Origin of the sequence: Streptomyces sp. NPDC048057, from assembly GCF_040653095.1 — a bacterium.
In the GTDB taxonomy this organism is placed as follows: Bacteria; Actinomycetota; Actinomycetes; order Streptomycetales; family Streptomycetaceae; genus Streptomyces.
Map to the genome: position 1 here is coordinate 225,330 of NZ_JBEZNF010000007.1, position 20,727 is coordinate 246,056.

Here is a 20,727-nt window from a genome sequence, read left to right on the forward strand (position 1 = left end):
ACGTCACGGCGTCACGAGTACGGCGTCACAAGGAGGAGCACGATGACCAAGCAGACCATCCTCGGCCGGGTCGCCCAACTGGCGAAGGCCAACATCAACGCCCTGCTGGACCAGGCCGAGGACCCCCAGAAGATGATCGACCAGCTGATCCGCGACTACGCGAACAACATCAGCGAAGCCGAACGCGCCGTCGCGGACACCATCGGCAACCTGCGGCTGATGGAGCAGGACCACGCGGAGGACGTGGCGGCGGCCGGCGAGTGGGGCGGGAAGGCGCTGGCGGCCAGCAAGAAGGCGGACGAGCTGCGGGCGGCGGGGCAGGGCGCGGAGGCGGACCGCTTCGACGGGCTGGCCAAGGTCGCGCTCCAGCGTCAGCTCCAGTCGGAGAAGGAGGCGAAGACGGCGGAGCCGGTGATCGCCTCCCAGACGGAGGTGGTCGCGCAACTGCGCACCGGGCTCGACCGGATGAAGGGCAAGCTCTCCGAACTCCAGGCCAAGCGGGACGAACTGGTGGCCCGCTCCCGTACCGCGGAGGCGCAGAACCGCATGGTGGACGCGGTCAAGAGCATCGACGTGCTCGACCCGACGAGTGAACTGGGCCGCTTCGAGGACAAGGTCCGTCGCGAGGAGGCGAGGGCGGTGGGCCGCCAGGAACTCGCGGCGTCGTCGTTGGACGCGCAGTTCGAGGGGCTGGAGGAGGTGGGGGACGAGGCGGAGGTGGAGTCGCGCTTCGCAGCGCTGAAGTCCGCGGGCTGATGCGGCGCGAGCCGAGCGTACGTGCGTGCCCGGCGCCTCCGCCCGGTGGAGGGTTGCTCGCGCAGTTCCTCCCCCTGGCCCTGCGGGCACGGTGGCACCCCCAGCGCCCCTGGACGATGTCGCCGTTTCCCTGCGGGTGGGTTGGTCTCTGCGGACCGGTGGTGGGTTGCTCGCGCAGTTCCCCGCGCCCCTGGACATTCTCGCCGTTTCCCTGCGGGTGCGTTGGTCTCTGCGGACTGCGGATGGCTTGTCGCGCAGTTCCTCCCCCTCGCCCTGCGGGCACGGTGGCACCCCCAGCGCCGCTGTTTCGCTCGACCTGTCGGTCACCTGCGGATCACGGCCCTGGCGCGCCTGGACCGTCGTTCATCAGCGGGCGATGCGTCACGCCTACGCCCGAAGGGCGAGGCAACAAGGGGCGCGGGGAACTGCGCGACAAGCGCACCACCGGGCCGTAGCCGGCAGACAACTCGTGCGCCTACGGCGAATGGCCGCTACGAGCGGCAGACGGCGGGCAACGATCACGCCCGCGGCGAGTGGCCGCAGACGGGTACGTACCGGTACCACCGGTAGAGACGGGGCGTGGCCCCGGGCGCGGTCGGGGGACCCGCCGCGCCCGATGCCGCGACCCGTCAGTCAGTCACCGCGGCGGCGGATCTTGTTGCCGAGCCACACCAGTGGGTCGTACTTCCTGTCCACCGCCCGCTCCTTCAGCGGGATCAGCGCGTTGTCGGTGATCTTGATGCCCTCGGGGCAGACCTCCGTACAGCACTTGGTGATGTTGCAGTAGCCGAGGCCGTGCTCCTCCTGCGCCGTCCGCTTGCGGTCGAGGCCGGTCTCCGCCGCCGCGTCGAGCGGGTGCATGTCCAGCTCCGCGACGCGCATCAGGAAGCGCGGGCCGGCGAACGCGGGTTTGTTCTCCTCGTGGTCGCGCACCACGTGGCAGGTGTCCTGGCACAGGAAGCACTCGATGCACTTGCGGAACTCCTGCGCCCGGTCCACGTCGACCTGCTGCATCCGGTACTCGCCCGCCGCCACCCCCTGCGGGGGGACGAACGAGGGCACCTCGCGCGCCTTGGTGTAGTTGAACCCCACGTCGGTGACCAGGTCACGGGTGACGGGGAAGGCCCGCAGCGGCGTCACCGTGATCGTCTCCTCGCGGGAGAAGACGGACATCCGCGTCATGCACATCAGCCGCGGCCGGCCGTTGACCTCGGCGCTGCACGAACCGCACTTGCCCGCCTTGCAGTTCCAGCGCACCGCGAGGTCGGGCGCCTGGGTCGCCTGGAGGCGGTGGATGATGTCCAGGACGACCTCGCCGTCGTGGACCTCGACGGCGAAGTCCCGCAGCTCGCCGCCGTCCTGGTCGCCCCGCCACACCCTGAAGCTGGCCTGGTACGCACTCACTCGTAGAGCTCCTCTTCGGCGAGGTACTTGACCAGCTCCTCCTTCTCGAAGAGGGCGAGCAGGTCGGGTCGGATGGGGTCGGTGGTCTTGCGTTCCAGGGTGATCTGCGGGGCGCCGGGGTCGGTGGCCGTACGCGCGCCGGTCGGGTCGACCAGCCGGCACAGCAGGTTCGCCCGCCGCCAGGAGCGGTCCATCGCGGGGTGGTCCTCGCGGGTGTGGCCGCCGCGGCTCTCGGTGCGTTCCAGGGCCGCGCGGGCCACGCATTCGCTGACCAGCAGCATGTTCCGCAGGTCGAGGGCGAGGTGCCAGCCGGGGTTGAACTGGCGGTGGCCCTCGACCAGGGCCCGGCGGGCGCGCACCCGCAGCTCGGCCAGCTTCTCCAGGGCCCGTCGCATCTCGCCGTCCCGGCGGATGATGCCGACCAGGTCGTTCATCGTCTGCTGGAGGTCCTGGTGGACGGAGTACGGGTTCTCCGCGCCGCCGCCCCCCTCGCCCGCCGCGTCAGCGCTCGTGGCCGTGCCGAACGGCCGCAGCGCCTCGGCCGCCGCCGCGTCGATCTGCGCGTCGTCGACCGCGGCCCGCTCGCCCGACTCGCGTGCGTACTGCGCCGCGTGCAGCCCCGCCCGACGTCCGAAGACGAGCAGGTCGGAGAGGGAGTTGCCGCCGAGCCGGTTGGAGCCGTGCATCCCGCCGGCGACCTCGCCCGCCGCGTACAGGCCGGGGACGCCCACCGCCGAGGCCGTGTCGGAGTCGACGGCCACGCCGCCCATCACGTAGTGGCAGGTCGGGCCGACCTCCATCGCCTCCGCGGTGATGTCCACGTCCGCCAGCTCCTTGAACTGGTGGTACATCGACGGCAGTCGCCGCCGGATCACCTCGGCCGGCATCCGGGTGGAGACGTCGAGGAAGACGCCGCCCGCCGGGGAGCCGCGGCCCGCCTTCACCTCGGAGTTGATGGCGCGGGCCACCTCGTCGCGGGGGAGCAGTTCGGGCGGGCGCCGGTTGTGGTCCGGGTCCTCGTACCAGCGGTCGCCCTCCTCCTCCGTCTGTGCGTACTTCTCCTTGAAGACGTCGGGGACGTAGTCGAACATGAACCGCTTGCCCTCGGAGTTGCGCAGCACCCCGCCGTCGCCGCGCACGGACTCGGTGACGAGGATGCCCTTCACCGACGGCGGCCAGACCATCCCGGTGGGGTGGAACTGCACGAACTCCATGTTCAGCAGCGGTGCGCCGGCGAGCAGGGCGAGCGCGTGGCCGTCGCCGGTGTACTCCCAGGAGTTCGAGGTCACCTTGAAGGACTTGCCGATGCCGCCGGTGGCGAGGACGACCGCGGGTGCCTCCAGCACGAAGAAGCGCCCGGACTCCCGCTCGTAGCAGAAGACGCCCGTGACCCGGTCGCCGTCCTTGAGGACGCGGGTGACGGTGCACTCCTGGAAGACCTTCAGCCGGGACTCGTAGTCGCCCGTCTCGGCCGCGTCCTCCTGCTGGAGGGAGACGACCTTCTGCTGGAGGGTGCGGATCAGCTCCAGACCGGTGCGGTCGCCGACGTGCGCGAGCCGGGGGTACTCGTGGCCGCCGAAGTTGCGTTGGGAGATCCTGCCGTCGGCGGTGCGGTCGAAGAGCGCGCCCCAGGTCTCCAGCTCCCACACCCGGTCGGGGGCCTCCTGCGCGTGCAGTTCGGCCATCCGCCACTGGTTGAGGAACTTCCCGCCGCGCATGGTGTCGCGGAAGTGGACCTGCCAGTTGTCCCCGGCGTTCACATTGCCCATCGAGGCGGCGATGCCGCCCTCCGCCATCACGGTGTGGGCCTTGCCGAAGAGGGACTTGCAGATCACGGCGGTGCGGGCGCCCTGCTCACGCGCCTCGATGGCGGCGCGCAGGCCGGCGCCCCCCGCACCGACCACGACGACGTCCCATTGCTGGCGTTCGAGTTGCGGCATGTCAGAAGAACCTCGGATCGTCGATGGCGCCGGACGCGAGTAGGTACACGTAGAAGTCGGCGACGGCGACGCTGATCAGCGAGGCCCACGCCAGCAGCATGTGCCGGCCGTTCAACCGGCTCACCCAGCCCCACATGCGGTAGCGGACCGGATGCTTGGAGAAGTGCTTGAGCCGTCCGCCGACGATGTGCCGACAGGAGTGGCAGGACAGGGTGTACGCCCAGATCAGCACGATGTTGACGAGGAAGATCAGGGTCCCGAGGCCCATGTGGCCCCAGTCGTACTCCTCGTCGCGGAAGGTCAGCACGGTGTCGTAGGTGAGCACCCCGGCGACCAGCAGCGCCGCGTAGAAGAAGTACCGGTGGAGGTTCTGGAGGATCAGCGGGAAACGGGTCTCACCGGAGTACGCGCGGTGCGGCTCGGCCACCGCGCAGGCGGGCGGCGAGGCCCAGAATCCCCGGTAGTACGCCTTGCGGTAGTAGTAGCAGGTCAGCCGGAAGCCCAGGGGGAAGATCAGGATCAGCAGTGCGGGCGACAGGCCCCACCAGCTGCCGACGATCCCCCAGTCCGTGCCGGCCTTCATGGGGACGCAGTCCTCGGCCAGGCAGGGGGAGTAGAAGGGCGACACGTACGGCGCGGAGTAGTAGTCGGCGCCGGAGAACGCCCGCCACGACGAGTAGACGACGAAGGCGAGCAGCCCCGCCGCGGTCGCCGCGGGGGAGAGCCACCAGCGGTCGGTCCGCAGGTGGCGCGGGGCGATGGCGGCGCGCGACGGGCCGTGCACACCCGTTCGCGCGCCACCTTTCGGGCCCGAGGGCCCGTCCGTATGGACTTGTGATGGTTCGGTACCAGTGGCCAACGAAGGTCTCCTAGGGAGTGTCGTCAAAGTGGCGTCGTCCGCCCGTGAGGGCGGGCCCGGCGGGGTCTGGTGCGTGCGATCGCCAGGCGGAGGAAGGAGCCACTGCGGTGGGGGTACCTCCCGTGCCCGCAGGGCACAGGGGGCCATTGGTGACTGACGACAACGCCGCGTGGGGGTACCTCCCGCGCGTAGCTGCGGGGGAGGGCGTGCCAGGGCACGCCGGGCAGACGAGACTTTGACGACGCGACCTAGGGAGCGCGGCGGTCTCGGACGCCCAGCCCCTCGTCGTCGGAGTCCGTCCACAGCGCGGAGTCGTACGGCGCGTCCGGGATGGTCACCAGCTCCTGGCGGTCCCCGGCCCGGTCGGTGAGGCCGGTGCCGCGGGGCCGTCCACTCACGCCGCTGAGTCGGTCGACGGTGCGTTCCAGCTCTCCGACGCGCTGGACGAGGTCGTCGAGACGGCGCGAAATCGCGGTCAGGTCTTCCTGCTGGGACATGACGTGTCCTCACTTCCGCAGGGTGCGGTGGCGTCGCTCATGCGCCAGCGAGTGTTGCGCGTCACATCCCCGCTTGTGAAGGGACGTGCCGTGATTGCTGACGTACGGGCTACGAGTGCGCCCCTGGTTGTCTGGATCTCACTCCCTCCATTTTGTCGCTTCGTGAGCGTTTCGTTACGTATGTCGGTGGGCCGGCTGGGTGACCTTGTGCGCCGGTAGCGCCGTGTCGACGCCACCGTGTGCGCTGCGTCCACTTCAGTGGACCGGAATCGGTGTGATCGGTGTGATGATCGTGAAAGGTGGACCCATGGCCCAGGCCCGGACCTCCCAGACCTTCCGGTCCCGGACGCTGCGCTCCGTGGCCCTGCTGACCAGCTCGGTCCTCGCCGTGCCAGCACTCGCCGGGTGCGGCGCCGACGAGGAGGAGCTGACGGGGCGGGCCGCGGCCCAGGACATCGCGCAGACCGTGCGCCAGAAGGTCGGCGAAGGCGGCACCCTGCGCTGGGCCGTCGACGCCATGCCGACCACGCTGAACGCCTTCCAGGCCGACGCGGACGCCGCCACCGCCCGGGTCGCGCAGGCCGTGCTCCCGGCGCTGTTCACGCTGGACCCCAAGGGCCGCCCGCAGCGCAACCCCGACTTCCTGGAGTCCGCCGAGGTCATCGAGCGCGAGCCCAAGCAGGTGGTGCTCTACAAGCTCAACCAGAAGGCGGTGTGGAGCGACGGCCGGGAGATCGGCGCACCCGACTTCGTCTCCCAGTGGCGGGCGCTCAGCGGCCAGAACACCGCCTTCTGGACCGCGCGCAACGCGGGGTACGACCGGATCGAGGAGATCCAGAAGGGCGCCAACGACCTGGAGGTCCGGGTCACCTTCAAGAAGCCGTACGCCGACTGGCGCTCCCTCTTCACCCCGCTGTACCCCAAGGACGTCACCGGCGCCCCGAACGCCTTCAACGACGGCGCGCGCAACACCATCAAGGCCACCGCGGGCCCCTTCATCCTGGGCGCGGTGGACCGTAAGAAGAAGGACGTCACCCTGGTCCGCAACCCCCGCTGGTGGGGCGACCAGCCCAAGCTGGACGCGCTGGTGCTCAGCGCGGTGCCCCGCGACAAGCGGGCCGGCGCGCTGGCCAGCGGAAAGGTCGACGTGGCCGAGGTCGACCGGGCCACCGCGGACCGCATCGCGCTGGCCGTGCGGAACAAGTCCACCGGCGGCCAGCTGCCCGGGCACGGCCCCGCCGCGGCCCAGACCCCCGCCAAGGCGCTGAAGTCCTGGGCGCTCGCCAACGGCTCCGACGAGGAGGCCGCGGAGATCGCCCAGGCCGCGCGCGAACAGACCGCCGAGGCCATCGAGCGGTACGCGGTCGAGCAGGCCGGGCTGCGCGGCTTCGCCGTCCGCAAGACCCTGGAGCCCGCGTACACCCAACTCGCCCTCAACGGCGAATCCGGGCCGCTCGCCGACGACCGGGTGCGACGGGCGGTGGCGCGGGCGCTCGACCGCAAGGAATTGGCCGAGATCGTCCTGCGCCCGCTGGGACTGCCGGCGACCCCGCCCGGCAGCCACCTCGCACTGGAGGGCCAGCGCGCGTACACCGACAACAGCGGCGCGCTCGGCGAGCAGAACACCCAGGAGGCGCAGGCGCTGCTCGCGGACGCGGGCTGGACGCCCGGGGGCGCGGTCAAGAAGCCCGCACCGGCGAAGGCGGGGCCGAGCGGGTCCGCGTCGGCGTCGCCCTCCGAAGGGGCGGAGGACTCGTCGGACGGGAAGGCCCCCGGACCGGAGGCGGCGGCCGGCGCGGCGAAGAAGCGGCAGGACGGAGCCTCCCAGGACGGCCTGTACATCGTCGGCGACGAGGGCGCCGACGGGACGCGCGTCCTGGCGCCCGCGCCCGTGTCGTACGAGGACCTGTCCGTGCAGAGCCGGGTCATGGCGGCAGACGCCGAGGACGGCAAGGACGAGAAGGACGAGAAGAAGGCCCCGGGCAAGGGCGCCGCCGGTGCGTACGCCCCGGCCGGCACCGCAGCGCCCGTCGCCGCGGGCGGACGCGTCGGCAAGGACGGCAAGGCGCTCTCGCTGCGCTTCGTGCTGCCGTCGGGGCCGGGGTCCGAGTCGCTGCGGGCGGTCGGCGAGCGGATCGCGCAGATGCTGAAGCGGATCGGCGTCCAGACGCAGATCACCAAGGTCTCCGACGAGAGCTACTTCCGCGACCACATCGCCTCGGGCCAGTACGACCTCGCCCTGTACTCCTGGCCGGCCACCGCGTACCCCGCGACGGACGCCCGCCCCATCTACGCCAAGCCGGAGCCCGCGAGCGACGGCTCGCTGCTGGTGGAGCAGAACTACACCCGCGTCGGTACGGACTACATCGACCAGCTCTTCGACCAGGCGGCGGGGGAGCTGGACGAGGACGAGGCGCGCGACCTGGTGCGCCGCGCGGACGCGCGGATCTGGGCCGCGGCGGGCTCGATCCCGCTGTACCAGCGGCCCGAGCTGGTGGCGACGCGGCCGGCCGTGTTGAACGCGGGGGCGTTCGGCTTCGCGACGCCGCGGTTCCAGGACATCGGGTTCACCGTGGCGGCGGCGAAGAAGGCGGGTCCGCCGCCGGTGCTTCCGAAGCCGTCGCCCACGGGCGAGGCGGGCGCGGAGTCCGAGGACGCGTCCTCGGAAGAGGACGAGTAGCTTCCCGACCCGGCCGTGCGCCGCGCCCTGGGGGTGTGCCCCCAGGGCCCCCTGGACGTTTTCGCCGTTCCCCTGCGGAAGCCTGGTCGCTGCGGCCGGCGGCTGGCTCGCCCACGCCTGCGGCCCCAGCACCCTGGACACCCGCGCCGTTCCCCTGCGGCGGCGTTGGTCTCTGCGGCCCGGTGGCTGGCTTCGTAGGGGACGCCCGTCCGCGGTCCGCAGGTGCCCGACGAGGGAGGCGAACCGGGGGCGCTGGGCCCTGTGCCGCACGGCACAGCGCGGTGAGCTGGGCCAGCATGGGCCACCCCGTAGGGAGACCGTGAGGAAACCCCCGGGATACCCCAGGTAACGCATCGTGACCTCGGGGAAGCTCAGATGTCGCTCAAAAGTACTTGCTCGACTCAGGGGTGGCCGCAAGGATCGGAGACGGCCCCTTGACCCGGGCTCAGTGCCCACCCCACACCGCCTCGAAAACCTCCCGCTCCGGGCCTGGCGGCGCACCGGGAGGCCCCGGATCCCGCGGGCCCGTACCATGGGACGAGCCGTGGGCGTTCGCCCCGGCGGGCGTCAGAGGAAGCGCAGCCCTTCACGAACGCCGCATCCCACGATCGAGAGAAGCGCTAGCCAGCATGCCCACCCGCTCCGATATCCGCAACGTCGCCATCGTCGCCCACGTCGACCACGGCAAGACCACGCTCGTCGACGCCATGCTGAAGCAGGCCGGCGCCTTCGCCGCGCACCAGCAGGTCGACGACCGGGTCATGGACTCGAACGACCTGGAGCGTGAGAAGGGCATCACGATCCTCGCCAAGAACACGGCGGTGAAGTACCACCCGAAGGCCGGCGGCGCCCCCGTCACGATCAACATCATCGACACCCCCGGCCACGCCGACTTCGGCGGCGAGGTCGAGCGCGGCCTGTCCATGGTCGACGCCGTCGTGCTGCTCGTGGACGCCTCCGAGGGCCCCCTCCCGCAGACCCGGTTCGTCCTGCGCAAGGCCCTCCAGGCCCGGATGCCGGTCATCCTCTGCATCAACAAGACCGACCGCCCGGACTCCCGCATCGACGAGGTCGTCAACGAGACGTACGACCTCTTCCTCGACCTGGACGCCGACGAGGACCAGATCGAGTTCCCGATCGTCTACGCGTGCGCCCGTGACGGCGTCGCCTCGCTCACCAAGCCCGCCGACGGCACGGTTCCGACCGACAGCGAGAGCCTGGAGCCCTTCTTCTCCACCCTGCTGGAGTACGTCCCGGCTCCCGAGTTCGACGAGTCCGCCCCGCTCCAGGCGCACGTCACCAACCTGGACGCGGACAACTTCCTCGGCCGCATCGCCCTCCTGCGGGTCGAGCAGGGCGAGCTGCGCAAGGGCCAGAACGTGGCGTGGATCAAGCGCGACGGCTCCATCTCCAACGTCCGCATCAGCGAGCTGATGATGACCGAGGCGCTCACCCGCAAGCCCGCCGAGGTCGCGGGCCCCGGTGACATCTGCGCGGTGGCCGGCATCCCGGACATCATGATCGGCGAGACCCTGGCCGACCCGGAGAACCCGGTCGCGCTGCCGCTGATCACGGTGGACGAGCCGGCGATCTCCATGACCGTCGGTACGAACACCTCGCCGCTGGTCGGCCGCGGAGGCACCGGCAAGGGCGCCGACAACAAGGCCGCGGTCAAGGACCGCAAGGTCACCGCGCGCCAGGTCAAGGACCGCCTCGACCGCGAGCTGGTCGGCAACGTCTCCCTCCGTGTCCTGGACACCGAGCGCCCGGACGCCTGGGAGGTGCAGGGCCGCGGTGAGCTGGCGCTGGCGATCCTGGTCGAGCAGATGCGCCGGGAGGGCTTCGAGCTGACCATCGGCAAGCCCCAGGTCGTCACCAAGGAGGTCGACGGCAAGGTCCACGAGCCCGTCGAGCGGATGACGATCGACGTGCCCGAGGAGCACATGGGTGCGGTCACCCAGCTCATGGGCGTCCGCAAGGGCCGGATGGACAACATGTCGAACCACGGCTCCGGCTGGGTGCGCATGGAGTTCGTCGTGCCGTCCCGCGGTCTGATCGGGTTCCGCACGGAGTTCCTCACGAACACCCGCGGCACCGGCATCGCCCACTCCATCCACGAGGGCCACGAGCCCTGGTTCGGCACCCTCACGACCCGCAACAACGGTTCGCTGGTTGCCGACCGCTCAGGCGCGGTGACGGCCTTCGCGATGACCAACCTCCAGGAGCGCGGCGTCCTGTTCACGGAGCCTGGCACCGAGGTGTACGAGGGCATGATCGTCGGTGAGAACTCGCGCTCCGACGACATGGACGTGAACATCACCAAGGAGAAGAAGCTCACCAACATGCGCTCCTCCTCGGCCGACTCCTTCGAGGCGATCGTTCCGCCGCGCAAGCTCTCGCTGGAGCAGTCGCTGGAGTTCTGCCGGGACGACGAGTGCGTCGAGGTGACCCCGGAGGCCGTCCGCATCCGCAAGGTGAACCTGGACGCCCGGGAGCGCGCCCGCGCGGCCTCCCGCGCCAAGCACGGCTGATTTTCGCCCCTGCCGGCCACTCCGCCGGGTCCGCTCGCGGCCCGGCGGAACGGACACAAGCTGCCTAACGGGCATATAGCAACAAAGCAAACGGCTCGGGCGACCCCACAGGTTGGGGTCGCCCGAGCCGTTTGCTGATGTCCGGGCGGTGGAAGACTGGGTGACTGAAGCCCGATCAGGGGGTGGACGTCAAGGGGTTTTCCTACCGCGACCGTCCGACTATCGGGCGTAGCTCACCGGAAACCTGTATTAACAGTCCGTTTCGGGGGTGTCTGTCTGCGATCCCTTTGTCCGAATTTTGGGCCTCAAGGGCTGACTGATGTTGCCAAAACGAGATGCTTTAAGTGTGGTTTACGGCGTGAACTTACCCAATAGTTGGCTTCACTGAGCTCGGGTCAACGGGTCATGCGCTGTGGGGAGCGCCGACTCACGAGCACACTCGGGGCACTTGAGTGCGATCGCCGTCAGGGGTGTCGGCGCACCGCGTAACTCGACGTGTCCCTTATGCAGTGACAAGTGAACTCATGAGGAGGACCCCATGCGTGGTGCCATAAGCGCCGAATGGGTCGTGCGTGCGATAGTGATCCCCATGGGGGCTGAGCGATCGTGACGAGCTCAGCGCACACCAAGGACGCACAGACGTCCGTGGTCCTGGACGACGCGGAGATCGAGCCCAAGAGCCCGGCACCGCAGGCCAAGGACCCTGTCGGGCTCTCTCCCGGCCAGCTCATGTGGCGACGGTTCAAGCGCGACCGCGTCGGAGTCACCTCCGCGTGCATCGTGATCTTCTTCTTCGTGATCGCCGCCCTCGCGCCCGTGATCGCCAAGGTGTACGGCAAGAACCCGTACGAGCTCTACGGGCAGGACAACCCCGAGCTGCTCGACGAGTTCAGCATCCCGACCGGCACCTTCGGCGGGGTCACCGGCGACCACTGGTTCGGCATCGAGCCCATCCTGGGCCGCGACGTGTTCACCCAGCTGCTGTACGGCATGCGCACCTCGATCTACACCGCGCTCGCGGCGACGATCGTGATGGTGACGGTCGGCGTGCTGATCGGCCTGGTCGGCGGATACTTCGGCGGGAAGATCGACTACTGGCTCGGCCGGTTCACCGACTTCCTGCTGGGCTTCCCCAGCCAGCTGTTCTTCATCGCCTCCATGCCCGTCATCACGGCTGCGTTCGTCAGCCCCGAGGACGCCACCCCCACCTGGTTGCGTGCCACCGCGATCATCGTGGTGCTCTCGTTCCTCGGCTGGATGGGTCTGTCCCGTCTGATCCGCGCCGCGTCCCTCTCCCTGCGCGAGCGGGAGTTCGTGGAGGCGGCCAAGGTCGCAGGGGCTTCGCCCTGGCGGATCATCCGCAAGGAACTGCTGCCCAACCTGGTCACACCGATTCTCGTGCAGGCCACCCTGATGCTGCCCGCCACGATTCTCTCGGTGGCCTTCCTCTCCTACGTGGGTGTCGGGTTCGTCGAGCCCACCCCCGACTGGGGCCGGATGTTCGCCAACGGTGCGGACGTCTACGAGCAGGACCCGGCGTACATGTTCTTCCCGGGTATCGCGATGGTCGTCTTCGTCGTGTCCTTCAACCTGCTGGGCGACTCGGTACGGGACGCCTTCGACCCCAAGTCGGGACGCTGACCCTCCCACTGCGGACAGTTTGCCGCTCAGGCTCCGGTGCCGACCGGTCGAACGGCCGGCGCTGTTGGATCACTACGGACAGATAGGTCTCATCACCATGAGCATCTTTGGCACGCGCAAGGCGCGCGCTGTCGTCGTCGCCCTGGCGGCGGGCTCGCTGGCCCTCACCGGCTGCGGCAGCAACGACGGCGGCGACTCCAAGGACAAGGGCAAGAGCAAGGACGACGCGGCCAAGCAGTCCGCGGCCGTCAGCTTCGGCGACGCCAAGGCGTCCACCGGCCCCGCGACCCCCATCCCGGGCGCCAAGCCCGGTGGCACCATCGCCATCTACCAGGCGGACGACTTCTCCCACCTCGACCCGGCGCAGAGCTACGTCAGCGACGCGCGTCTGCTGGGCCGTCTGATGCACCGCGGTCTGACCCAGTACCAGGAGGACGAGAACGGCAAGCTGACGGTCGTCGGCGACATCGCCACCGACTCCGGTGTCTCCACCGACGGCGGCAAGACCTGGAAGTACACGCTGAAGGACGGCGTCAAGGACTCCGCCGGCAACGTCATCACCTCCGAGGACGTCCGCCACACCATCGAGCGCATGTACGCGCCGTTCATCACCGACGGCCCGCTCTACATCCAGCAGTGGCTCTCCGGCGAGGGCACCACCTACCGCAAGGCGCTCCCGGACGGCCCGTACAAGGGCGCGAAGCTGCCGAACGACGTCCTGGAGACCCCGGACGCCAAGACGGTCATCTTCAAGTTCAAGGACGCGCAGCCGGACCTCCCGCAGGCGCTGGCGATGACCGGCTACTCCATCGTCCCCAAGAAGGCGGACACCAAGGAGAAGTACGACACCGCGCCGGTCTCCCTCGGCCCGTACACCTTCGACGTCGCCAACTTCAAGCCGGGCAAGTCGGCGAAGCTGGTCAAGAACCCGAACTGGGACCCGAAGACCGACTCGGTCCGCCACCAGTACGTGGACGGCTTCAACGTCTCCTTCAACCAGGACGACGAGGCCCAGACCAAGGCGATCCACTCCGACCGCGGCGAGGCGGCCAACGCCATCCAGCTGACCGGCACGGTCGCCACGACCCAGGTCCGCAACGTCATGTCGGACGCCAAGGCCAAGGCCCGCACGATCCAGGGCTACCAGCCCTACGTCTGGCAGCTGAACTTCAACCTCGACCGGATGAAGGACAAGAAGGTCCGCGACGCCATCACCCTGGCGATGCCGAACCAGAACATCTTCCAGCCGGACGGCGGTGCCTACGGCGGCGAGGTCGCCACCGGTCTGCTCGCCCCGACGCTGCCGGGCTTCGAGAAGGACTACGACCCGTTCGGCAAGGCCAAGAAGCCCAACGGTGACATCGAGGCCGCCAAGAAGCTGATCAAGGAGGCGAACGCCGAGGGCCTGAAGGTCACCTACGCGTACGCCAACACCCCCAAGCGTCAGCAGCAGTCGGTCGTCATCGAGAACGCGCTGAAGAAGATCGGCCTGAACGTCCAGAAGAAGGAGATCGACGGCGCCACCTGGTACGAGCAGGTCGGCAAGGTCAACAACGGTCTCGACCTCTACATGACCGGATGGGGCCAGGACTGGCCGTCGCCGTCCACCGTCATCCCGCCGCTGTACGACGGCAAGCAGCTGCAGGACGGCTCCTCGGTCTACTCGCACATCAACGACCCCAAGGTCAACGACGAGATCGCCCGGATCAAGAAGATCACGGACCCGGCCGAGGCCCAGAAGGCGTGGACCGCGCTGCACCACGACATCGTGGAGCGCATCAACCCGGCGGCGCCGCTCTACTTCACCCGGTCGCTGCAGATCCAGGGTTCGAACGTCGGCGGAGCGCGCTACTCCAACGAGCTGAGCGCGATCGACGTGACGCGTCTCTTCCTCAAGAAGTAGTCACCGCCCAGCGCGCGGGCCGGCTCCGGGGGGTGCACACAACAGTGCGGCACCCCCCGGAGCCCGGGCCGTCCCGTTCGTCCCCCTAAGCCGCCGTCCTGAGAGCAGCGACCAGCCATGCTTCAATTCATCATTCGTCGGACGCTTGGCGCTGGCCTGATCCTCTTTCTGATCAGCGCGTTCACGTTCTTCATGTTCTTCGCCATCCCACAGGATCCAGCTCTGCTGGCGTGCGGAAAGAACTGCACCCCCGACGCCCTTGAGGTCATCCACAAGAATCTCGGCCTCGACGACCCGGTGCCCGTGCAGTTCTGGAACTACGTGGTCGGGATCTTCGCCGGTCGTGACTTCGCCGTCGGTCACTGCTCGGCCCCCTGCTTCGGCGTCTCCTTCGACAACCAGCAGATGGTCTGGGACACGATCCTCGACCGCCTCCCGCTGACCATCTCGCTCTCGGCCGGTGGCCTCCTGGTCTTCCTGACCGTCGGCCTGGGCGCCGGCATGATCGCCGCCGCGCGCCGCGGCACCGCGGTCGACAAGTTCTTCAGCGGCAGCTCGCTCGTCCTGTCGTCGCTGCAGATCTACTTCCTCGGCCCCGTCGTGATGGGCATCTTCGTCTACAGCAGCGGCCTGCTGGACAAGCCCGCGTACGTGCCGTTCTCCGAGGACATCGGCGGCTGGTTCATGGGCCTGCTGATCCCCTGGTGCGTGATGTCGGTCATCTTCACCGCCAACTACACGCGTATGTCCCGCTCGACGATGATCGAGCAGCTCCAGGAGGAGCACGTGCGCGCCGCCCGGGCCAAGGGCATGTCGAGCAAGTACGTCTTCTTCCGCTACGCCTGGCGCGGATCGCTCACCCCGATCGTCACCATCCTCGGCATCGACCTCGGCGCGCTCTTCGGCGGCGCCATGGTCACCGAACTCACCTTCGGCCTCGCCGGCCTCGGACGACTGGCGCGCGACTCGGTCATCGACAAGGACCTGCCGCTCACCATGGGCGTGATGATCTTCAGCGCCGCCCTGATCCTCTTCTTCAACATCATCGTGGACGCCCTGTACGCCCTCATCGACCCGCGCGTGCGCCTGTCCTAGGAGAACGACCGTGACCACTCTCACCAAGACCGAAGGTGCTCCGGCTCCGAACGACTCGAAGCCGTTCCTCTCGGTGCGCGACCTGAGTGTCCAGTTCTCCACCGAGGACGGCGTCGTCAAGGCGGTGGACGGGCTCTCGTTCGACCTCCAGCGCGGCAAGACGCTCGGCATCGTCGGCGAGTCCGGCTCCGGCAAGTCGGTGACCAACCTGACGATCCTGGGCCTGCACAACCGGAAGAACACCACCATCGGCGGCTCCATCGAGCTGGACGGCCAGGATCTGACGAACGCGTCGGAGAAGCAGCTCGAAACGCTGCGCGGCAACAAGATGGCGATGATCTTCCAGGACGCGTTGACCGCCCTGTCGCCGTACTACACGATCGGCCGGCAGATCTCGGAGCCGTTCCGCAAGCACACCGGCGCGAGCAAGAAGGAGGCCCGGGACCGGGCCATCGAGATGCTCGGCAAGGTCGGCATCCCCGACCCCAAGGCCCGGGTGGACGACTACCCGCACCAGTTCTCCGGCGGCATGCGCCAGCGCGCGATGATCGCCATGTCCCTGGTGTGCAACCCGCAGCTGCTGATCGCCGACGAGCCGACCACCGCGCTCGACGTGACGGTCCAAGCGCAGATCCTCGACCTGCTCAAGGACCTCCAGCAGGAGTTCGGCTCCGCGATCATCCTGATCACCCACGACCTGGGCGTGGTCGCGAACACCGCTGACGACCTGCTGGTGATGTACGCCGGGCGGGCCGTGGAACGGGGCACCGTGCGCGAGGTGCTCAAGGAGCCCCAGCACCCCTACACCTGGGGTCTGCTCGGGTCGATGCCGCGGCTGTCGGCAGGGGTGGACGAGCCGCTCCAGCCCATCCCGGGCTCGCCGCCGAGCCTGCTCAACCCGCCGACCGGCTGCCCGTTCAATCCGCGGTGCGCCCACGTCGACCTGGTGAGCGGCGGCCGGTGCACGAGCGAGCGCCCGCCGCTGCCGGACGGGCGCGCCGCTGCGTGCCACATTCCGGCGGACGCGCGGCAGCAGGTTTTCATCGAGAGGATTCAGCCCCGCCTGGGCTGACGGACCCGGCGACTGGGGTATGACCATGAGTGAGCACACCAAGACCACGGCGGCGACCGATGCGGCCCCGCAGCAGCGCGATCGGACGTCGTCCGAGCCGCTGATGCAGGTGCAGGGTCTGACCAAGCACTTCCCGATCAAGGGCGGATTCCCGATCAAGCGGGTCGTGGGCGCGGTCCAGGCCGTCGACGACGTCGACCTGGACATCTACCCGGGCGAGAGCCTCGGCCTGGTGGGCGAGTCCGGCTGCGGCAAGTCGACCACCGGTCGACTGCTGACCCGGCTCCTTGAGCCCACCGGCGGCAGGATCAGCTACCTGGGCCGGGACATCACGCACGCGAGCCGCAAGCAGCTCGCGCCGATCCGGTCCGAGATCCAGATGATCTTCCAGGACCCGTACGCCTCGCTGAACCCGCGGCAGACGGTCGGCACGATCATCTCCAGCCCGATGGAGATCAACGGGATCAACCCGACCGGCGGTCGGGAGAAGCGGGTCCGCGAACTCATGGAGTTCGTCGGGCTCAACCCGGAGCACTTCAACCGCTTCCCGCACGAGTTCTCCGGCGGTCAGCGGCAGCGCATCGGGGTTGCCCGGGCGCTGGCCCTGCAGCCGAAGCTGATCGTGGCGGACGAGCCCGTCTCGGCGCTGGACGTCTCCATCCAGGCGCAGGTGGTGAACCTGCTCCAGGACCTCCAGCGGGACCTGGGCATCGCGTTCGTGTTCATCGCGCACGACCTGGCCGTCGTGCGGCACTTCTCGCAGCGCGTCGCGGTGATGTACCTCGGCAAGGTGGTGGAGGTCGCCGACCGCGACTCCCTCTACAACCGGCCGCGTCACCCCTACACGCACGCGCTGCTGTCGGCGGTGCCGGAGGTGGACGTCGACGGGGACAAGAAGGAGCGCATCCGCCTCGCCGGCGACGTGCCCTCGCCGATCGCGCCGCCGTCCGGCTGCCGGTTCCGCACGCGGTGCTGGAAGGCGCAGGACAAGTGCGCGACGGAGGCGCCGCCGCTGGTGCAGCTCGACGGCAACCGGGACGGTCACCTGACGGCGTGCCACTTCCCGGAGGACCCGTCGACGGAGGCGCGCGCGGAGGACATCGTGCTGGACCCGGCGCTTGCGGCGCTGGAGGACGAGCAGAAGTAGCTCGCCGACGCGGTTCGGCCCGGCCCCGGTTGCGATGCGTCGCGCCGGGGCCGTTTGCCCTCCCGGCAGGTCGGCGAACTCACTGCGGGTGCGTCGCTTTCCGCGGCCCCAACCCCTCGCCGTAGCCCCGCGGGAGCGCTGTCCCCTGCGGCCCGGTGGGTGGCTTGTCGCGCAGTTCCCCGCGCCCCTGTTTCGCTCCGCCCGTCTGTCCCCTGCGGGATGTGTACGCGGTTTGCCCCTACGCCCGCAGGGCGTGGGCAATGTGGGGGCGCGGGGAACTGCGCGAGGACCACCCACCGGGCCGCAGGGGACAGCGCTCCCGCGGGGCTACGGCGGGTATGTCAGGGGCGCCGGGGAAAACCGGTTGAGGGGGCTCGTGGGGGCGCCCACAGTGGGGGGATGGACGCGCATAACGTACGGCCCGCCACGCTCGACGACGTCGCGGTCGTCACCGACCTCCTCAACGCCGTCGACGTGCTCGAAGTCGGGCGGCCCGAGACCGACCTCGTCTCCGTGCGGGCCGACTTGTCGCACCCGGACGCCGACCTGCCGCGCAATTCCTGGCTCGGCTTCGTCGGTGACGAGCTGGTGGTCTACGGGCTGCTGTGGGACGACTCCGGTGCCGAGCGCATCGACATGGACCAGTACGGGCTGCCGGAGCACCAGGACCTCGCCGAGGAGGTCATGGGGCTCATGGAGGCGCGGGCCGTCGAGAAGGCGGGGGAGAACGGGGCCGACCGGGCCGTGGTGCACCTCAGTGTGAACGTGAATCCGACCATGGACCTCGCCATGCTCGACCGGCGCGGTTGGAAGCCCGTCCGTCGCTACTACGTCATGACCCGCCAGCTCGACGCCGGCGCCGACGGCGCCCCCGTACCGCCGTCCGGGCTGACCCTGCGGGACTGCCAGGACGAGGCCGACCGCCGGATCGCGCACGCGCTGCTCCAGGAGACGTTCGCCGACCACTACGACCACCAGGACCGCTCGTACGCGCAGTGGCTGGACGACCTCGGCGAGCTGGTCGACTGGTCGAAGATGTGGATCGTCGCGCTGGACGGCGAGGACACCGCCGCCATGGTCACCTCGAACCACCGCAAGGCCCACGCCTGGGTCAACGCACTCGGCGTCCGCCGGCAGGCCCGCGGCAGGGGCGTCGGGGGCTTCCTGCTGCGTCACGCGTTCGCGACGTACGCCGCACTCGGCCGCGACCAGATCGGCCTCGGCGTGGACACCGCCAACGAGAGCGGTGCGCTGCGGCTGTACGAGGCGAACGGCATGGGCCAGCACTTCGCGGTGGACACCTGGGAGGTCACTCTGCCGGCTCCGCGCCCCGCCTCCGAGGGGTGACACCTCCACCGTTCGGGTGAGCTGACATGCGGTACGCACCGTTATGCGGTGATATTCGGTCCTAGGGCCTGTCTGGAGTTCCAGCGCGGGAGAAGGAGCGGCGACTGACGACAACGCCGGAGGTGGCGGTGCCGGGCGTCGCGACGCCGCGGGGGAACTCCAGACAGGCCCTGGATGACGGAGGGATCCAGGACCGAGGAGGCACCGGATGCGGGAAGCCGCGCACGCCAGCAGGATCGTCGCCGCGGCGGTCGTCACCCTTGCGGCGGCGACGCTGACGGCCTGCGGCGGCGGTGGCGAAGACCTCGGCAGCGGCCCCGACGGCGTCGTCCGCTCCTCCTGGGGCGACCCGCAGAACCCCCTGGAGCCCGCCAACACCAACGAGGTGCAGGGCGGCAAGGCCCTCGACCTGCTCTTCCGCGGCCTCAAGCGGTACGACCCGAAGACCGGTCGCGCCGACGACATGCTCGCCGAGAAGATCGAGACGACCGACTCGACGACCTTCTTCGTCACCGTGAAGGACGGCTGGACCTTCAGCAACGGCGAGAAGGTCACCGCCCGCTCCTTCGTGGACGCCTGGAACTACGGCGCGTACCTCAGGAACAACCAGAAGAACGCGTACTTCTTCGGCTACATCGAGGGGTACGACCAGGTCCACCCGGACAGCGGCGAACCCACCGCCACCACCCTGTCCGGGCTGACCGTCACCGGTGAGCGCACCTTCACCGTCAAGCTCAGCCAGAAGTTCTCCACCTGGCCCGACACCCTCGGCTACAACGCCTTCGTCCCGCTGCCCAGGACCTTCTACGACGACCACGCCGGCTGGCTCGCCAAACCCGTCGGCAACGGCCCGTACGCCGTGAAGTCGTACGTCCGCGGCTCCCAGATGTCCCTGCGCCGCTGGGACGGCTACCCCGGCCCCGACAAGGCCGTCAACGGCGGTGTCGACCTACGGGTCTACACCGACAACAACACCGCCTACACCGACCTCGTCGCCGGCAACCTCGACCTCGTCGACGACGTCCCCGCCGCCCAGTTGCGCAACGTCAAGAAGGACCTCGGGGACCGCTACATCAACACCCCGGCCGGCATCATCCAGACCCTGGCCTTCCCCTTCTACGACAAGCGGTGGAACACCCCGCAGGGGAACAAGATGCGCACCGGCCTGTCCATGGCCATCAACCGCGACGAGATCACCTCCCGGATCTTCCGTGGCACCCGCACCCCCGCCAAGGACTGGACGTCGCCCGTCCTCGGCGTCGAGGGCGGCTTCAGCGAGACCCTCTGCGGCGACGCCTGCACCTACGACCCCGCCCGGGCCAAGCAACTGGTCGCCGAGGGCGGCGGCATCCCCGGCGGCACGATGAAGATCTCGTACAACGCCGACACCGGCTCCCACAAGGAGTGGGTCGACGCCGTCTGCAACAGCATCAACAACGCGCTGGGCACCGACCGCGCCTGCGTCGGCAACCCCATCGGCACCTTCGCCGACTTCCGCAACCAGATCACCCAGTCCAAGATGAGCGGCCCCTTCCGCGCGGGCTGGCAGATGGACTACCCCCTCATCCAGAACTTCCTCCAGCCGCTCTACTACACCGGCGCATCCTCCAACGACGGCAAGTGGAGCAACGAGGACTTCGACCGGCTGGTGGACGAGGCGAACGCCGAGTCCGACACGGCCCGGGCCGTCCAGACCTTCCAGCGCGCCGAGGAGGTCGTCCGCGACCAGATGGGCGCCATCCCGCTCTGGTACCAGAACGGCAGCGCCGGCTACTCCCCGCGCGTCTCGAACGTCGCGCTCAACCCCTTCAGTGTCCCGGTCTACAACCAGATCAAGGTCGCCTGACGGCGCCGC

Annotated in this window: 14 protein-coding genes; 10 read left to right on the top strand and 4 right to left on the bottom strand. The window is 69.4% G+C overall.

What is annotated here, in order from left to right:
- Positions 1 to 42: 42 nt before the first annotated feature.
- Positions 43 to 756 carry a PspA/IM30 family protein gene (locus AB0E05_RS10530; protein ID WP_361961441.1) on the top strand — a complete coding sequence of 238 codons (714 nt, stop codon included), beginning with the start codon at positions 43 to 45 and terminating at the stop codon, positions 754 to 756.
- A 633-nt stretch (positions 757 to 1,389) separates the two neighbouring features.
- On the opposite strand, the gene AB0E05_RS10535 is transcribed toward AB0E05_RS10530, so the two are convergent.
- The 4 genes from AB0E05_RS10535 to AB0E05_RS10550 all read right to left on the bottom strand — a co-directional run bounded on the left by AB0E05_RS10535 (position 1,390) and on the right by AB0E05_RS10550 (position 5,456).
- Positions 1,390 to 2,160, bottom strand: a complete 771-nt coding sequence (locus AB0E05_RS10535; protein WP_361961443.1) for a succinate dehydrogenase/fumarate reductase iron-sulfur subunit — start codon at positions 2,158 to 2,160, stop codon at positions 1,390 to 1,392.
- Positions 2,157 to 4,100 carry a fumarate reductase/succinate dehydrogenase flavoprotein subunit gene (locus tag AB0E05_RS10540; protein WP_361961445.1) on the bottom strand — a complete coding sequence of 648 codons (1,944 nt, stop codon included), beginning with the start codon at positions 4,098 to 4,100 and terminating at the stop codon, positions 2,157 to 2,159. The genes AB0E05_RS10535 and AB0E05_RS10540 overlap by 4 nt, the downstream gene beginning before the upstream one ends.
- A 1-nt stretch (position 4,101) precedes the next feature.
- Positions 4,102 to 4,884: a hypothetical protein gene (locus AB0E05_RS10545; protein ID WP_361961447.1), complete on the bottom strand. Its 783-nt coding sequence runs from the start codon at positions 4,882 to 4,884 to the stop codon at positions 4,102 to 4,104.
- 323 nt (positions 4,885 to 5,207) lie between these two features.
- Positions 5,208 to 5,456 (bottom strand): hypothetical protein, encoded by a 249-nt coding sequence (locus AB0E05_RS10550; RefSeq protein ID WP_361961449.1) that lies wholly within the window; start codon positions 5,454 to 5,456, stop codon positions 5,208 to 5,210.
- A 307-nt stretch (positions 5,457 to 5,763) separates the two neighbouring features.
- Here AB0E05_RS10550 and AB0E05_RS10555 point away from each other — a divergent pair, with 307 nt between their 5' ends.
- The 9 genes from AB0E05_RS10555 to AB0E05_RS10595 all read left to right on the top strand — a co-directional run bounded on the left by AB0E05_RS10555 (position 5,764) and on the right by AB0E05_RS10595 (position 20,718).
- A complete protein-coding gene (locus tag AB0E05_RS10555; protein WP_361961451.1) occupies positions 5,764 to 8,136 on the top strand; it encodes an ABC transporter family substrate-binding protein in 2,373 nt (790 codons plus the stop codon).
- 629 nt (positions 8,137 to 8,765) lie between these two features.
- Entirely contained in the window at positions 8,766 to 10,667 is a 1,902-nt protein-coding gene (gene typA / locus AB0E05_RS10560) for a translational GTPase TypA (RefSeq protein ID WP_361961453.1), read from the top strand.
- A gap of 666 nt (positions 10,668 to 11,333) precedes the next feature.
- The gene (locus AB0E05_RS10565; RefSeq protein WP_361961542.1) at positions 11,334 to 12,308 is read left to right on the top strand and encodes an ABC transporter permease; all 975 of its coding nucleotides are present in this window, start codon (positions 11,334 to 11,336) and stop codon (positions 12,306 to 12,308) included.
- Between the two features lie 97 nt (positions 12,309 to 12,405).
- On the top strand, positions 12,406 to 14,211 hold the full coding sequence (locus AB0E05_RS10570; RefSeq protein ID WP_361961454.1) for an ABC transporter substrate-binding protein: 1,806 nt from the start codon (positions 12,406 to 12,408) through the stop codon (positions 14,209 to 14,211).
- 117 nt (positions 14,212 to 14,328) lie between these two features.
- On the top strand, positions 14,329 to 15,306 hold the full coding sequence (locus AB0E05_RS10575) for an ABC transporter permease (protein ID WP_361961455.1): 978 nt from the start codon (positions 14,329 to 14,331) through the stop codon (positions 15,304 to 15,306).
- Between the two features lie 10 nt (positions 15,307 to 15,316).
- Positions 15,317 to 16,378, top strand: coding sequence for an ABC transporter ATP-binding protein (locus tag AB0E05_RS10580; protein ID WP_361961457.1), 1,062 nt, complete (start codon positions 15,317 to 15,319; stop codon positions 16,376 to 16,378).
- A gap of 25 nt (positions 16,379 to 16,403) precedes the next feature.
- A complete protein-coding gene (locus AB0E05_RS10585; RefSeq protein ID WP_361961459.1) occupies positions 16,404 to 17,525 on the top strand; it encodes a dipeptide ABC transporter ATP-binding protein in 1,122 nt (373 codons plus the stop codon).
- Positions 17,526 to 17,924: 399 nt separating this feature from the next.
- Positions 17,925 to 18,872, top strand: a complete 948-nt coding sequence (locus AB0E05_RS10590) for a GNAT family N-acetyltransferase (protein WP_361961461.1) — start codon at positions 17,925 to 17,927, stop codon at positions 18,870 to 18,872.
- Positions 18,873 to 19,080: 208 nt separating this feature from the next.
- Positions 19,081 to 20,718: an ABC transporter substrate-binding protein gene (locus AB0E05_RS10595; RefSeq protein ID WP_361961463.1), complete on the top strand. Its 1,638-nt coding sequence runs from the start codon at positions 19,081 to 19,083 to the stop codon at positions 20,716 to 20,718.
- The last annotated feature ends 9 nt before the right edge of the window (positions 20,719 to 20,727 follow it).